This window comes from Paenibacillus sp. OK003, from assembly GCF_900109515.1.
GTDB classification, from domain to species: Bacteria; Bacillota; Bacilli; order Paenibacillales; family Paenibacillaceae; genus Paenibacillus; species Paenibacillus marchantiae.
This window is the reverse complement of record NZ_FOBD01000025.1, coordinates 53,739-69,161: the sequence shown is the minus strand read 5'-3', so window position 1 is coordinate 69,161 and position 15,423 is coordinate 53,739. Positions and strand designations below refer to the sequence as shown.

The window sequence follows — 15,423 nt, the reverse complement described above, 5'->3', positions numbered from 1 at the left end:
GCGTTCGTCCTGAGCCAGGATCAAACTCTCCAATAAAGTATTGAAAAGAGCGATAAGCTCATTTTGAAACTGACGAGATTAAAAATCTCATTTATGCTCCAGTCGATTCAAGCCAAGGCTAGTCTCGAACTTTCGCGTTCATTCTGCAAGCAGAATGTTTACTCACTCGTTGTTCAGTTTTCAAAGATCAAACTTGTTTGATTGCCGCGTGTTGTTCACCTCAGCAACTTTTATATCTTATCACATCCGAACCAACTTTGCAAGCTCTTTTTTTAAGTTTCTTTCGAAGCTTATTTCATTCGCTTGCCGCACCGTGTTTCTCGTGTTTTCTTGGCCGGACTTAGAATATACCATGTACAGATATTGAATGCAAGCTTTATTTTCAATAAATTATATCTATTCTCTCATATAGCTATTCACCTAAAGCCAGGCTTATTTAAGTTCCCATCAATTATCATGAGATACACTCTTTCCAGAACATACGGATCACCCTTTCGCTCACGGATCTTCCACATGCTCCTCCCACCTTATCCAATGATATGTTACTTCACTTTCTTAACAGGCATCTTTCGAGGCCATAAGCTATAACTGAAGCTGATTATAAAATCGATCCCCAGTATGATTCCCCATACTCTTATGAGATTAGAGAATGCCGCTGTACGCTCCGTATCACCAATCCACCAGATCATTGCGAGCAGGAACAAGCTGCCTATGCCCCAAGCCAATAGATGTCTAAGCCACCCCACTCTCTCACGACTAGCATGCTCACTACCGTACACCTTGCTGCTCCGAGGATTATCTCCACCCTTGAACCAATACAGGAAATAACGGTCAGCCCAAGCGATCATCTGATGACCATAGGCAATACTCACACCTATATAAATAGCTGCAATGCCATGAACCACACTTGCTGTAGCACCCTTTTGAAGATCTATCACCGTCGCTACCATAAGAAGGACATCTACAACTGGCGTTACCATTAACAGCGCGATCCCCGTCCGTTTCATCCCAAGCAGATAACGCACACTCAGACCTGCAGCGACAAATACCCAGAAGGCAATCTCACATCCAATAATAAAATAGGCAATCAAATGATCCACTCCTTTTATAACACAAATGTATTAAATACAATTTAACACGTTTGTATTATAATAATCAACAATGATATAATCCTTTTATGCCTAAAATAGTTGATCACGATAAACAACGTCTGCTCGTAGCCGAAGCGGCTTGGCGTGTCATCCGAAGAGATGGCATGGAACAGGCCTCTGTTCGAAATATTGCGGTAGAAGCGGGAATATCGGCCGGGTCTATGCGGCACTACTTTTCAACCCAATCGGAATTACTCCTATACGCAATGAATCTGGTATCCGAACGGGTATCGAGTCGAATCACACAGATGTCCTTTGATGCTTCTTCCCCTTTGGAGAATATGAAGCTTCTATTGTTAGAACTCTTGCCAAGTACGGATGAAAAAATGGTCGAAATGGAGGTGTGGTACGCTTTTACAGCCAAGTCCAAGACTGACCCTGCTCTCAAGGAGCATGCCAACAAAGTCTATAATGAGCTAAGACACGCAATGGCTAAGGTTATCACCTACCTCATGGAGCTCAATCTCTTGCGAACAGATCTCGATAAGGAACTGGAGATTGAACGGCTGTACGCACTGGTCGACGGTTTGGGAATTCATGCGATTCTTCGTCCTGACCAGATGAACACCAAGATTATGGAGAACATCCTTACCACACATCTTGCAACGTTATGCCGGGATATAGAATAACATTCGATTACAAAATTAAATACATCTCTTATCCTTCGCACGACAGGAACCGAGTAATTACTTCCTTAAAACAAAAAACCGTCAGGCATTAGTTGTAACTAACCTATGTATCCATAATAGGGTTAGTCTCCTAGATGCGTGACGGTTTTCTTTTTATCCAATAATAATCCGGCCCTCCGGATGGCGATACAGCTTTTTCTCTTTGCGCGGACGAAGCGCGTATGCGATCGTTAGTGGCCCAATACGTCCTATAAACATCGTGAAGGCGATAATTACTTTTCCCCATACCGTTAATTCATGCGTTACTCCTACCGACAGACCTACTGTCCCAATTGCCGAGGCCGCTTCAAACATGAGTGAAAGAAACGGTGCATCCTCTGTCGTAAGTAGTAACATTACCACAACCATGAATATGATCAAGGAAACCATAATAATCGTCAATGCTCTCATCAGCAGCTCTTTCGGAACACGCTGACGGAAAAATACAATATCTTTATTGCCCCGGATCATGGCATATACTGCTCCAATCATGATCAGGAACGTTGTCGTCTTGATCCCACCCCCAGTTGATCCCGGAGACGCCCCAATAAACATCAACAGAATGAAGAAGAACTGGGTAGCCTGCCTCATCTGGGTGATATCAATGGTACTCGTACCCGATGAACGTGTAGAGACCGATTGGAAGAACGAGGCGTAGATTTTTTCACTCCAACTGAGAGACGCCAGAGTGTGCCCATTGGTGAACTCAAACACAAATAGTACAATGGCACCGATACCAATCAGCGCACCTGACACGGACAACACCAGTTTGGACTGCAACGATAAACGACGTCGCTTGCGGAACTCAAACAAATCATTCAGCACTACAAAGCCGAGTCCACCCGATACAACCAGCACAGAGGCTGTCAGGTTAAACAACCAGTCCCCTGTATAATACTGAAAACTGTTGCCGAACAGATCGAAACCACCATTATTAAATAATGAAACCGAGTGAAAAGCACCATAGTATACTGCCTGCCAAAAAGGCATCTCCGTTGCCCAGCGTAGTGCCAATATAACCGCAGCCACACCTTCAATAGTAAACGAGAAAATCAGCACCTTGCGGATAATGCGTACAACACCTTCCATACTGTCAGCGTTGATAGCCTCTTTCAGCAGCAGCCTGTCCTTCAGTGAGATTCGCTTGCCCAATACTAACGCAAACAACGTTGCGATGGTCATGAAGCCGAGTCCGCCTAGCTGCATAAGCACCATAATCACCATTTGACCAAACAGGTTGAAAGTCGTCCCTACATCCACTACAACCAGCCCGGTTACACATGCGGCAGAGGTAGAAGTAAAAAGAGCATCAATAAACGCCAAATGCTCGCCGCTTTGATTGGAGATGGGTAGCATGAGCAGAATCGTACCGATCGAGATAATAAGCATAAAACCACCAACCAGAATCAGTGGGGGTGATAGGAACTTAGCAATGTGAAGCCTAAACTTCATGGAGGGCACCTCTTTTAACATGATACAAGCAGGTAGGCGAACAAATTCTGTCACCACACTTTGGTAAAACATGCTCTGCAGACGAATCTGTCACTTCGATGTCTATGTAAACCTAAAGAGGAACTTGCCACCAGCATCATACTGAACGGCAGGTTCCTCTTCTATTATGAACGAGTTAAACGTTCCTTATTTAATCCTGTGTACGAGGACGCATGTGCGGGAAGAGCAGTACGTCACGAATGGACGGCGAGTTGGTCAACAACATGATCAGACGGTCAATACCGATCCCCAGTCCACCTGTTGGTGGCATACCATATTCGAGCGCACGGATGAAATCATCATCCATTTCGTGTGCCTCGTCGTTCCCGTGTTCTTTCTCCAGCAATTGTGCCTCAAAGCGCTGACGCTGATCAATTGGATCATTCAGCTCCGTAAAGGCATTGGCATGCTCACGTCCAACGATAAACAGCTCGAAGCGGTCCGTGAAACGTGGATCTACATCGCTCTTCTTCGCCAGCGGAGAAATCTCAACCGGATGTCCCATGATAAAGGTTGGTTGAATCAACGTCTCTTCTACAAAATGTTCGAAGAAAGCATTTAGAATATGACCAAATGTCATATGCTTTTCAACTGGCACCTTATGTTCTTTGGCCAAACGATGAGCTTCCTCGTCCGTCATGTGCACAGAGAAGTCCACGCCTACAACTTCCTTAACCGCGTCTACCATCGTTACACGGCGCCATTGTGGTGTAAGATCCACTTGATAGTCTGCATACTGGATAACTTGTGTACCAAGCACTTCCTGTGCGATGTGAGCAACCAGATTCTCAGTCAAACGCATGATGTCCTGATAATCGGCATATGCCTCATAAAGTTCAATCATCGTGAACTCAGGGTTATGACGTGTCGACATCCCTTCGTTACGGTATACACGGCCGATCTCATATACCTTCTCCAGACCGCCTACAATCAGACGTTTCAGGTGAAGCTCGATCGCAATCCGCATGTACAATTCCATATCAAGCGCATTATGATGCGTGATGAATGGACGCGCAGCGGCTCCACCAGCGATGGTGTGCAGCGTCGGCGTTTCCACTTCCAGATAGCCCAGAGAGTCCAGGTAACGGCGCATCGACTGAATGATTTTGGAACGAGTAATGAAGGTCTGTTGCACTTCACGATTCATGATCAGATCAACATAGCGCTGGCGGTAACGCAGCTCTACATCCGCGAGTCCATGATATTTATCCGGAAGTGGGTAAAGTGATTTGGACAATACTTCGAGATTTTGAACTTTAACCGAAGTTTCACCTGTCTTGGTTTTGAAGATTACCCCAGAGACACCTACAATATCCCCCAGATCGAGCAGGCTGAACGCGGCGTATTTGTCTTCCGGCACAGTATCCTGACGAACATAGATCTGGATTCTGCCGCTCAGGTCCTGAATATGTGCAAAGCTCGCTTTACCCATTCCCCGCTTCGCCATAATCCGTCCGGCAATACTGACTTCGATGTGCTTCTCTTCCAGCTCTTCCTTGGTCAGTCCTTCATACTTCTTCAGAATGGAGCCGGCTTCTTCCGTACGTACGTATTTTTGGCCAAAAGGGTCGATCCCCAATTTGCGGAGCTCGTCCAATTTGTCGCGGCGAATTTGTAAAAGCTCACTTAGTTCGGTTTCGGTTTCCTGATTCAAGACTTCATCCGTCATGATCTATATTCATCTCCTTATTTACATTGCAGGCATCTTCAGAGGTATTCTGCCTCAAATGTTGAAAAAAGCTTCCCTAAGGAAGCTTTTGTCTCCGTACCCGACTGCTTCATTGCTTATATTACTTTTTGATGTCTACAATTTTATATTGAATTACGCCAGCAGGCACACTCACATCAACAACCGTACCTTTTTTCTTGCCCAGAATGGCTTTTCCAACAGGGCTTTCGTTCGATATTTTGTTTTGCAGCGGATTGGACTCCGCAGTACCTACAATCGTATATTCCGTGATATCACCGAATTCCAGATCTTCTACAGTGACTGTTGCACCTACGCTTACGGCTTCGGTATCGATCTCGTCGCTGTTGATAATCCGTGCGTTCCGGAGCAATTTCTCCAACGTAATAACGCGGCCTTCAATGAAAGCCTGTTCGTTCTTCGCGTCTTCATACTCGGAGTTTTCACTAATATCTCCATACCCGATGGCTACCTTAATCCGTTCAGCCACTTCGCGGCGCTTCACTGATTTCAGCATTTCCAGTTCTTCTTCAAGCTTCTTAAGTCCCTCTGGTGTAAGGATAACTTCCTTATCGCTCATCTCAACCGATTCTCCTGTCATGGGAATAATTTGATTGCACGGCAACGGAACCAGTGCTGTTTACAGAGCTCCGCTCGCATACATCTTCAAAACTATATGAAGTTCTCCGGAGAAACAGAACGTTCCTCCTGATGCACTAGCCTTATGACGCACATGGCGAATTTATACTGTGAAATTATAGGGTAACGATCTCGAAAAGTCAATGTTACGCCCCCTACAGCTGTAAACGTTTTACAGCAGGGGATCAGGAGGCATTTTCGGCTAATGCCGGTTCTGACTCCAGATTACCTTCGATATGCAGCTGTCCTACAAAATTCTCCAGAATGTGCACCATCTCATCACGTTTGGTTTCTTCCATAATAACGTCTTTGATACGAGCCGATCCTTTCAGTCCTTTCAGATACCAAGCCAGGTGTTTACGCATCTCGCGAACAGCAACAGCCTCACCCTTCAGTGCAATCAGGCGGTCCATATGCAAAATGGCAACCCGAATCTTCTCTTCCCCATTCGGGTCAGGAAGCAGTTCGCCGGAACTCAAGTATTGAATGGTACGATACAGCATCCATGGGTTACCCAGGGCGGCACGGCCGATCATAACTCCGTCACAACCCGTTTCATCCAACATGCGACGGGCATCTTCCGGTGAAGATACATCTCCGTTCCCGATCACCGGGATGGAGACAGCCTCTTTTACATTTTTAATGTGTGACCAATCCGCTGTGCCTGTGTAGAGCTGCTCACGTGTACGACCGTGGACACTTACCGCTTGTCCGCCAGCGCGTTCAACCGCAAGTGCATTCTCAACCACGTAGATATGCTCGTTATCCCAGCCGATCCGCATCTTGACTGTAACTGGCTTATCTACCGCATCTACTACAGCGGATACCATCTCATAAATTTTGTTCGGATCAAGCAACCAGCGTGCACCTGCATCACAGCTCGTCACTTTAGGCACAGGGCATCCCATGTTAATGTCGATGATGTCAGCATTGGTTTCTTTGTCCACAATTTTGGCTGCTTCTACGAGGGCTTGACGATCCCCTCCCCAAATTTGCAGACTCAGTGGTTTCTCACGTTCATCTACAAACAACATCTCACGTGTGCGCTTGTTACCATGCACGATGGCTTTGCCACTCACCATCTCCGCACACACGAGGCCTGTTCCGAATTCTTTTGCGATCAGACGAAAAGCCGGATTACATACGCCAGCCATCGGCGCAAGTACGACCTGGTTTTTCATTTCAATGTCACCAATTTTAAGCATGGTAGTCGTCCCACTCCTTTTTAAATCCGAGACTCTTGTATGAATCCTGGTTGTGTGTAACTCTTTAATACTTCTTGCTGTATAAAATAAACGAATAATGACGATGTTTTCTTATTAGTAATTCGTAAAAAGCGGCCTTAGTTCCCCTGTAGTTCCTCAATACTGATCGACAGTACCCCGGCAATTAGATTCAGCTCTCGTTCAACTACTTTGCGGTTGCCTCGTTCAATCATACCCAGAACGGCCAGCGATATGCCCGTCTCAGCAGCGAGTTCCTGTTGTGTTAAACCTTTCAGCTTCCGGAAAGCCCGGATTCGATTGGCCAATTGCACGTTTTCCAAAGCTGTATTCCATCCTTTCCATCCAGTACAGACAACGATGATTGTACAAAGGTATACAAACCTGAATGCTCATCTTCGGTTACGATGTCAGCCAGCGGCACCAATACAAACGCCCGTTCACCCATCCGTGGATGCGGCAATTGCAGCCGTTCGGTATCACTTGTCTCTCCATCCATCCAAAGCAGATCCAAATCGACTGTACGAGGGCCCCAACGGATATCACGAACCCGCCCAAGCCTTGTTTCAATCTCCAGCAGTTCCATGAGCAGCTGCTCCGGCAAAAGTGTAGTCTGTACCGCAGTTGCCATATTCAGAAACGCTGGCTGGTCCACATAACCTACCGGCTCCGTCTCATACAGCGCAGAACAGCGTAGGACGGATATATGAGGATGTGCATCCAGCAACGTTAATGCCTCAAGCAGCGTCTGTTCCCGGTCACCCAAATTAGCCCCTAAAGCAATATAAGCCTCTGAATATTCAGAGGTCGAATGTGCAATCATGATCGGTTCTCACTTTCTTGTGCGGCGAAGCTCTACAGTTACGCCCTCAAAATGAATATCGAACGGCGGATGCGGCTTCGTCACTTTGACTGTCAGTGCATTGATAATAGTATAAGTGTCTAGTAAAGAAGATGCAATATGTTCGCCCAAAGCTTCAATTAACTGGAATGATTTATTTTCAACGATCTGTTTGACCAGCTCATGGAGCTCCGCATAATTGATGGTTTTGGTCAAATCATCGTTACGCCCAGCCTCACCCAGATCCATATCGATCTCCAGATCAATATAATAACGCGCCCCCAGCTTCCGTTCCTCGGCAAATACGCCGTGATATCCGTAATACTCCATTCGATGCAATACCATTCTATCCATAAGTTCCGCCTACCCTCTATATATAATGAAATCATGGTTCATTGTTCGTTTCTATTGCAAAACGCTGCGCTATCACTGGACGGGTCACCTGACCCGCCAGCATCATTTCCTCCGCAAGCCTGGAGTGGCATACAGCATGGCATCACACATGTCCACCGTGCGCCGAATCGGCTTCACATCATGAACCCGGACCATTTGGCATCCTTGGGCTATGCCAAAAGCAACCGTAGCGGCTGTACCTTCCAGCGCATCATCCGCCTGCACCTGCAAGGTGTTCTGGATGAACCTTTTACGCGAGGTGGCGAGCAGAACCGGGTATCCCAGCTCATTGAGCAACCCGAGCGATGACATGAGCACCAGATTTTCGTTCAGATCTTTCACAAAGCCAATGCCCGGGTCCAAAATAATCTGATCAGCATGTACTCCGGCCTCTAGTGTACTCTGTATACTCTCCTGAAGATCACTAACTACATCAACCAAATAGTTGGTATAGTCTCGTTCTTGCCGGTTGTGCATTAGGATCAGAGGACATCCCAGTTCTGCCGCAGTACGTGCCATCTCCGGGTCAGCCTTGGCACCCCACACATCATTGATGATGTGTGCTCCAGCTTGAATGGCCTGGCGAGCGACATCCGCTTTATAGGTGTCTACCGATATCGGAATGTGTGGAGCCTGCTGCCGCAGTGCTTCAATGACCGGAATGATCCGGCTGAGCTCTTCATCAGCACCAACGATATCTGAACCTGGACGTGTGGATTCCCCGCCAATATCAATGAGATCCGCGCCGTCTTCCATCATCTGAATGGCGTGAGCCACTGCTCGCTCCACATTGGTATAACGCCCCCCATCCGAGAAGGAGTCCGGTGTGACATTCAGAATGCCCATAATAAGTGTACGTGTACCCAGTTTTAGCGATGCTGGCCCCCACGCATAATTCCGTTCATAGATGACTGGTGTAAGTGTCATGAAGTATACCCCGCTTTCTGCCGGTACATACCCAGAAGTGCTTCTGTAACCGGGCCTATATGTCCGCTGCTGATTACCGTTTCCGTTCCATCCTCATCCCGCAATGTAGTAACTGGAACAAGTTCAGCAACAGAGCCTGTCAAAAAGATCTCATCTGCCTGTATAAGCTCCTCCCAAGGGAACAATCCTTCCTGGCAAGGTATTCCTTGGTGAACTGCAAGCTCCAGTACAACGGCTCTGGTGATTCCCGGCAAAATGCCAGTCGCAAGTGAAGGCGTGTAGAGTACGCCCTGTCTCACCCAGAACACATTGCTGACAATCCCCTCAGCTATGTAGCCATCTTGAGTTAATTGCAGACCTTCCGCACTTTGTACATGCTGCCCGTATCCGTTCAGTTCCCGTTTCGCCAGGATGCTGTTCATGTAATGCAGCGATTTGAACCGCACTTCTCCTTCGGGCGTGTTACGGGGTGTTGAGAGACGTTGAAGCATTTTACCATTTTCGTATAAAGATGGGGAGGGTTCAGGTAGTGCTTTTGCCAATACGATATGATTGGGTTTCACATAATCCCCTGAAGGTAACCCCAGCGGGGCTTCGCCTGCAGATACCGTATAGCGCACATAGGCATCCTGGAGATCATTAGCAAGCAACAGGTTTTTGATCCAGTCCGTTACCTCCGCTGCTGTTGTTGTGAAAGGAATGCCCAGTTCACGACACCCTGAAGCCATCCGCTCCAAATGACGCTCCAGCAGAAAAGGAACTCCCTGATACGTCCGAAACGTCTCGAACAATCCAAGTCCGTACAAAAAGCCGTGATCCGTCACCGGAACCACGGCTGCCGCCATATTGACCAATTCTCCGTTTATCGCGGCATATTTCATCTCTATACCTTTACCTGCTGAGACAGGAAGTTACGCAGCATTTGATGACCGTGATCCGTAATGATGGATTCGGGATGGAACTGAACACCTTCAATCGCATACTCTTTGTGACGCAAGCCCATAATTTCGCCTTCCGCCGTCTCGGCCGTAATCTCCAGACAGTCTGGCAGACTGCTGCGCTCCACGATCAGCGAGTGATATCGCGTTGCCGTAAAGGGAGATGGCAGTCCGGTAAATACCGATGTTCCGTTATGGTGCATCTCAGATGTTTTGCCATGCATCATGCGGTCCGCACGAATAACATTGCCTCCGAAAGCCTGTCCAATCGCCTGATGTCCCAGACATACGCCAAAGATCGGAATACTACCCTTGAATTGATCAATGACCGCCAGACTAATGCCGGCCTCATTCGGAGTACAAGGACCGGGTGAGATCAAAATATGATCAGGTGCCAATGCCTCGATGCCTGCCAGATCAATTTCATCGTTACGGCGAACTTCCACCGTCTCCCCCAGTTCACCCAGATATTGAACTAGGTTGTACGTGAAGGAATCATAATTGTCGATAACCAGTATCATATCGTTGTCCCTCCTGTTCTTCCGTCCACACAGGGGACGGCTGCTTGATTATTTTAATTTAACGGCTTCAGCTTCCTCGCTGTAATTCACAGCCCTCATCATGGCTCTTGCTTTGTTCCGGCACTCCTTATATTCCCGATATGGATCGGAGTCAATAACGATACCTGCTCCTGCCTGTACATATCCCACTCCATCTTTAATGGAAAGTGTACGAATGATGATGTTCAATTCCATATTGCCACTGTAGTCCAGCCACCCAATCGATCCTGTATACGGTCCACGACGCACAGGCTCCAGTTCTTCAATGATTTCCATGGTGCGAACTTTGGGTGCACCCGTAATCGTTCCACCTGGGAACGTCGCTGCGATTACATCAAATACGGATAGTCCCTCGGCCAGCGTTCCCTCAACTTGAGACACCAGATGCATAACATGCGAATACTTCTCGATCGTCATCAGTTCAGGCACATGCACTGATCCATAAGCTGCAATTCGTCCGATATCATTCCGCTCCAGATCGACCAGCATAATATGCTCTGCCCGTTCCTTCTCACTGTTCAACAGCTCAGAGGCCATCAACTCATCTTCGGCTTCATCTCGTCCTCTTCGCCGTGTTCCTGCGATCGGACGAGCACTCACCTTGCCATGATCCACTTTGACTAGCAATTCAGGTGAACCGCTCACCAGTTGGAAATCCGGACTACGCAGCAATCCCATGTAGGGAGAGGGATTTACTAGACGAAGCCATTCATAGATGTGCTCTGCACTGGACTTCAGACGTTTTTCCTGCCGCAAGGACAGATTCACTTGAAACACATCCCCCTGCCGGATATATTCCTGCACTGTACGTACCGCCTGCTCAAAGTCCTCTTGAGGAAAGGAGGTGTGCCATCCTTCCGTTTCCCGCTCCGAATCCGCTGATTGCGCAGTGAGATGAATGTGGCTATGGCGATGCTCCAATGCCTGCTGCTGCTCTTCCGCCTGGGCAAATCCCAGAATATGCAGCCAGCGCTGCTGCATGGCTGCTGCTCGCTCTTCTGCTTCTGCGTACAGCCGGCGAAGCTGAGCTTCATCCTGATTCGGCTCTACAGCCAGATGAACCATACAGAACAGCGCCTGCTGTTCATGGTCATACGCCCATATTTCTTCAAACCGCATCCACCAATAATCCGGAAGTGCCGGGTTATCTTCTGCCAAGTTTGGCAGCTTTTCCAGGGATCTGGCTACGTCATAGCTTAGATACCCTGCACTACCACCACCAAAGTCTGGAGCCCCGCTCACCTTTGGTGCACGGTATGGCGCAGCCCACCTTTTTAATACTTCAAGCGGTTTACCACAGTCTGTTCGGATATCGCCTTGAATAAGATCTTGAATAACAGCTTCGTTGCCCTTGCCGGAAATCACGGATACGGGGTTTAATCCCAGAAAGGTATACCTTCCGCCTTTACCATTCTCCAGTACCATTGCATAGGGTGACGCCTGCTGCCAGGCTGCTTCCCACGTTAACGGTAAACCGCCATGATACGGTCCCTTATCCGACTTGATCATATACGGCATCATGGTCCAACCTTCTCCGGCCCACTCTGTCCAGTCGGCGTATGTTGTCATCAGGTGTGTCATTGCGGTTTGCCGCCCTCCATCTGTCGCTAGTTCTATTGTCTGATAGTATACTAAAGCGCCGCTGCTTTTAAAAGCATTCAGCAAAAAATCCTCCACACCCGGCATGCGGGCAAGGAGGATTTGTTTCATCACTTGTTACACTTAAGCTTCGAAGTTGTAAAGTGGCGTACTGAGGTAACGTTCGCCGTTACTTGGCACGATCACGACAACGCGTTTGCCTGCACCCAACTGTTTAGCCACTTGCAGACCTGCGCGGATAGCTGCACCGGAAGAAATACCGGACAGAATACCTTCTTCCTTCGCTACTTGACGAGCCGTCTCAAACGCATCGTCGTTCTCGATGTGAATGATCTCGTCATAGATTTCCTGATCCAAAATCTCAGGAATAAAATTAGCACCGATCCCTTGAATTTTGTGAGGACCCGGTTTGCCACCTGCCAAGATTGGCGAAGCTGCTGGTTCAACGGCAACGATTTTTATCCCAGGGTAGGCTTCCTTCAACACTTCACCTGTACCTGTAATCGTTCCGCCTGTACCAATTCCTGCAACGAAAGCATCCAACGTACCGCCTACAGATTGAATAGCTTCAACAATCTCAGGGCCAGTCGTTTCACGGTGGATCTTCACGTTGGCTTTATTTTTAAATTGCTCAGCCATGAAATAAGATGGATTTTCCTTAAGCAATTCCTCAGCCTTTTTAACTGCACCATTCATACCTTCGGCTCCCGGTGTGAGCACAAGCTCAGCTCCATAGGCGCGAAGCAGGTTACGACGCTCCATGCTCATCGTTTCCGGCATAACAATAACAGACTTGTAGCCTTTGGCTGCAGCCACCATAGCCAGTCCAATTCCTGTGTTACCACTTGTTGCTTCGATGATGGTATCACCCGGTTTCAGCTTGCCTTCTTTTTCCGCTTCTTCCACGATGCTAATCGCGATACGGTCTTTGACGCTTGAACCTGGATTCTGGTATTCCAGTTTCACGAATACTTCAGCACTGCCTTCAGGTACGATACGGTTCAGACGAACAAGCGGAGTACCTCCGATAAGTTCTGTTACGTTATTAACTACTTTAGCCATATGAATGCCCTCCTTAGTGGGATGAATACTACTTAAGTCCTGTTGCCATATACATGTGTGGCCGAGCAGCCTCTAGATGTTATAGAAGAACTACGGAAATCCGCCTGAGTTCATTCCGTCTGCAATAAACCGGACAGAAACTGGGTTTCCGAAGATTTCTTTGGTCATATAAATGGTTTTATTCCGAGTAAATGAGTAGGTTTTTGATTATTTTTATCTTATCAACGTTACACCCCATTGTCAATATGAGTACTCAAAAAAATACTCCGCCCTGGGCCCTAAGGCCGTAGACAGAGTATTTTTATCAAGATGCAGCAGGACATGCGTTAGCAGGATAATCAGGATGCCGGAATTTCAGCGATGATGACAGCTTCATACTTGCTCCGAAGCCTTTCCTCCACCTGAGGCAGGGGATCAGCCTGGCTGAGAGCCAGCTGCATCCGAATATCTTCTCGGACCTCTTCAGCGGGCTGCACCTGAGGCCCTTGCTTGTCGTTCATTTTAATGATGGCGTAGCCTTCTTCCACCTTCACCGGCCCTGCAATATCGCCAATGTCCAGTTGAGCTGCGAGTTTAAGGATTGCTTCGGACTGAAACGGATCGTTCTGCTCGATCCATCCCAGATGACCGCCCGAGTCACGGGAGTAACTGTCCGTCGATTCATTACGTGCGGTTTCTTCAAAGTCTGCTCCCTTGTCGAGCGCATCCAGGACTGATTCAGCCTGTTCCTCTTCCTTCAATACAATAATAGACAGATCATATTTCTCCGGGGAAACATAGTCTTCATGGTGTTCGTTCCAGTAACGCTCGATATCTGCATCCTTGATCTGGATACCGCTCGTCGCGATTTTCTCCAGCAGAAGTCGGTATCCCGCCTCCAACTCAAGATCCTGCCTGGATAAACCGAGTTGGGACTGCATCTCGTCAAAATAAGCCTTCTCCGAATCATATCCATCCATGGCCGCGGCAAGCTCCTTCGCAATTTCTTTGGGAGTCACCGTCAGATTACGATCAATTGCTTCCGCATAAACCGCTTTGCGATTGAGCATCTGGAGCAGTAATTCACTGCCATAGCGCCGTTTCAATGCCTCGGTCCATTCCTTGTTGGTGATGACCTCCCCATTGATCGTTGCTACCGCAGTTCCCTCTTCCTGATTGGTATCCTGAGGCGAATCTGCTCCTTCACGTCCATTCCGTAGTCCTTGCACGACCATAACCGAACCCATCACCAGCATTCCAAGCGTCAAGACAATTACAGCCGTCCATAGCCCTTTTTCCTGTCTTGTCATTCCGCGTCCCGTCCCCGCATAAAATCAGTTCTTGGCTTGCTCTAGGATGGTCTCAAGTTGTTCCTTGTTGAAATCGTAAGCCTCGTTGCAAAATTGGCAGACCACTTCAGCCTGTCCTTCTTCCTCAATCAATTGTTCCATTTCGGATTGGCCCAGACTGATCAACGTTTTCTCTACCCGCTCACGTGAACACTCACAGTGGAAATGAATATCCATTTCGTCCATGACCTGTACATCAGGCAGTACACGACGAAGCAGCTCTGCCAATTCAAGCCCCTCTGCCAGCAGAGAGGTCACTGGCGGCATTGTACCAATGGCTTTTTCAATCACCGTAATCTCATCATCCGTCAAACCTGGAAGCAATTGTACAATGAATCCACCGGCTACAATAACCGAATTGTCGGTATCGACCAGTACACCAACGCCTACAGCCGAAGGCGTCTGCTCCGATTTGGCAAAATAGTACGTAAAGTCTTCGCCAAGTTCTCCCGAAATAATCGGTACACTGCCGCGATAAGGCTCTTTCAGCCCCAGATCCTTGGTTACGTTCACGAATCCTTCTGTTCCGACTGCGCCAGCAACGTCCAGCTTGCCCATGCTGTTGCTCGGCAGATGTACATGCGGATTGCTTACATAGCCACGAACTTCACCCTTCGCATTAGCATCGGCAACAATCTGTCCAATGGGACCGTCGCCTTTGACTTGAATCGTCAGCTTCTCTTCTCCCTTAAGCATAGCACCCATAATGGATGCTGCTGTAACCGTACGCCCCATAGCTGCTGTAGCCGTGGGAAACGTATCATGTCTTCTGCGCAGTTCCTCAACCAGTTCCGTCGTCTGTACAGCAAAGGCCCTAACCCGTCCGTTCATTGCTGTACCGCGAATTAACCGGTCTTGTTTGTTGTTGTTTTCCAAGTCAGTCAGCCTCCTTTGGCGTAATCGCCAGTTATAGAAA

General features: G+C 47.9%; 16 protein-coding genes. 1 reads left to right on the top strand and 15 read right to left on the bottom strand.

Annotated features, from left to right (window positions below; all coding sequences use genetic code 11):
- Nucleotides 1–542: 542 nt before the first annotated feature.
- The gene (locus BMW94_RS27550) at nucleotides 543–1,091 is read right to left on the bottom strand and encodes a hypothetical protein (protein WP_091001873.1); all 549 of its coding nucleotides are present in this window, start codon (nucleotides 1,089–1,091) and stop codon (nucleotides 543–545) included.
- Between the two features lie 86 nt (nucleotides 1,092–1,177).
- Between BMW94_RS27550 and BMW94_RS27545 the strand changes: the two genes are divergently transcribed.
- The gene (locus tag BMW94_RS27545; RefSeq protein ID WP_091001872.1) at nucleotides 1,178–1,780 is read left to right on the top strand and encodes a TetR/AcrR family transcriptional regulator; all 603 of its coding nucleotides are present in this window, start codon (nucleotides 1,178–1,180) and stop codon (nucleotides 1,778–1,780) included.
- A 153-nt stretch (nucleotides 1,781–1,933) separates the two neighbouring features.
- Here BMW94_RS27545 and BMW94_RS27540 read toward each other — a convergent pair whose 3' ends face one another.
- From BMW94_RS27540 to hslO, 14 genes are all read right to left on the bottom strand, one after another.
- A complete protein-coding gene (locus BMW94_RS27540; RefSeq protein ID WP_091001871.1) occupies nucleotides 1,934–3,271 on the bottom strand; it encodes a TrkH family potassium uptake protein in 1,338 nt (445 codons plus the stop codon).
- A gap of 190 nt (nucleotides 3,272–3,461) precedes the next feature.
- Nucleotides 3,462–4,979 carry a lysine--tRNA ligase gene (lysS, locus tag BMW94_RS27535; protein ID WP_090905169.1) on the bottom strand — a complete coding sequence of 506 codons (1,518 nt, stop codon included), beginning with the start codon at nucleotides 4,977–4,979 and terminating at the stop codon, nucleotides 3,462–3,464.
- A gap of 121 nt (nucleotides 4,980–5,100) precedes the next feature.
- Entirely contained in the window at nucleotides 5,101–5,577 is a 477-nt protein-coding gene (gene greA / locus BMW94_RS27530; RefSeq protein ID WP_076292137.1) for a transcription elongation factor GreA, read from the bottom strand.
- 244 nt (nucleotides 5,578–5,821) lie between these two features.
- Nucleotides 5,822–6,841, bottom strand: coding sequence for a tRNA dihydrouridine synthase DusB (dusB, locus tag BMW94_RS27525; RefSeq protein ID WP_091001870.1), 1,020 nt, complete (start codon nucleotides 6,839–6,841; stop codon nucleotides 5,822–5,824).
- 137 nt (nucleotides 6,842–6,978) lie between these two features.
- Nucleotides 6,979–7,182 carry a helix-turn-helix domain-containing protein gene (locus BMW94_RS27520; protein WP_090905175.1) on the bottom strand — a complete coding sequence of 68 codons (204 nt, stop codon included), beginning with the start codon at nucleotides 7,180–7,182 and terminating at the stop codon, nucleotides 6,979–6,981.
- Nucleotides 7,134–7,682: a 2-amino-4-hydroxy-6-hydroxymethyldihydropteridine diphosphokinase gene (gene folK, locus BMW94_RS27515; RefSeq protein WP_091001869.1), complete on the bottom strand. Its 549-nt coding sequence runs from the start codon at nucleotides 7,680–7,682 to the stop codon at nucleotides 7,134–7,136. Before folK ends, BMW94_RS27520 begins: the two co-directional genes overlap by 49 nt.
- A gap of 9 nt (nucleotides 7,683–7,691) precedes the next feature.
- Entirely contained in the window at nucleotides 7,692–8,054 is a 363-nt protein-coding gene (gene folB, locus BMW94_RS27510) for a dihydroneopterin aldolase (protein WP_091001868.1), read from the bottom strand.
- A 102-nt stretch (nucleotides 8,055–8,156) separates the two neighbouring features.
- Complete coding sequence (folP, locus tag BMW94_RS27505; RefSeq protein ID WP_091001867.1) at nucleotides 8,157–9,020, bottom strand: dihydropteroate synthase; 864 nt, start codon at nucleotides 9,018–9,020, stop codon at nucleotides 8,157–8,159.
- Nucleotides 9,017–9,901 (bottom strand): aminotransferase class IV, encoded by an 885-nt coding sequence (locus BMW94_RS27500; protein ID WP_091001866.1) that lies wholly within the window; start codon nucleotides 9,899–9,901, stop codon nucleotides 9,017–9,019. Before BMW94_RS27500 ends, folP begins: the two co-directional genes overlap by 4 nt.
- 2 nt (nucleotides 9,902–9,903) lie before the next feature.
- Nucleotides 9,904–10,479 (bottom strand): aminodeoxychorismate/anthranilate synthase component II, encoded by a 576-nt coding sequence (gene pabA, locus BMW94_RS27495; protein WP_063567564.1) that lies wholly within the window; start codon nucleotides 10,477–10,479, stop codon nucleotides 9,904–9,906.
- 48 nt (nucleotides 10,480–10,527) lie between these two features.
- Entirely contained in the window at nucleotides 10,528–12,099 is a 1,572-nt protein-coding gene (locus tag BMW94_RS27490) for an anthranilate synthase component I family protein (RefSeq protein ID WP_091001876.1), read from the bottom strand.
- A gap of 141 nt (nucleotides 12,100–12,240) precedes the next feature.
- Complete coding sequence (cysK, locus tag BMW94_RS27485; protein WP_064641391.1) at nucleotides 12,241–13,179, bottom strand: cysteine synthase A; 939 nt, start codon at nucleotides 13,177–13,179, stop codon at nucleotides 12,241–12,243.
- A gap of 338 nt (nucleotides 13,180–13,517) precedes the next feature.
- A complete protein-coding gene (locus tag BMW94_RS27480; protein ID WP_091001865.1) occupies nucleotides 13,518–14,468 on the bottom strand; it encodes a peptidyl-prolyl cis-trans isomerase in 951 nt (316 codons plus the stop codon).
- A 24-nt stretch (nucleotides 14,469–14,492) separates the two neighbouring features.
- Nucleotides 14,493–15,383, bottom strand: coding sequence for an Hsp33 family molecular chaperone HslO (hslO, locus tag BMW94_RS27475; RefSeq protein WP_091001864.1), 891 nt, complete (start codon nucleotides 15,381–15,383; stop codon nucleotides 14,493–14,495).
- Nucleotides 15,384–15,423: the final 40 nt, after the last annotated feature.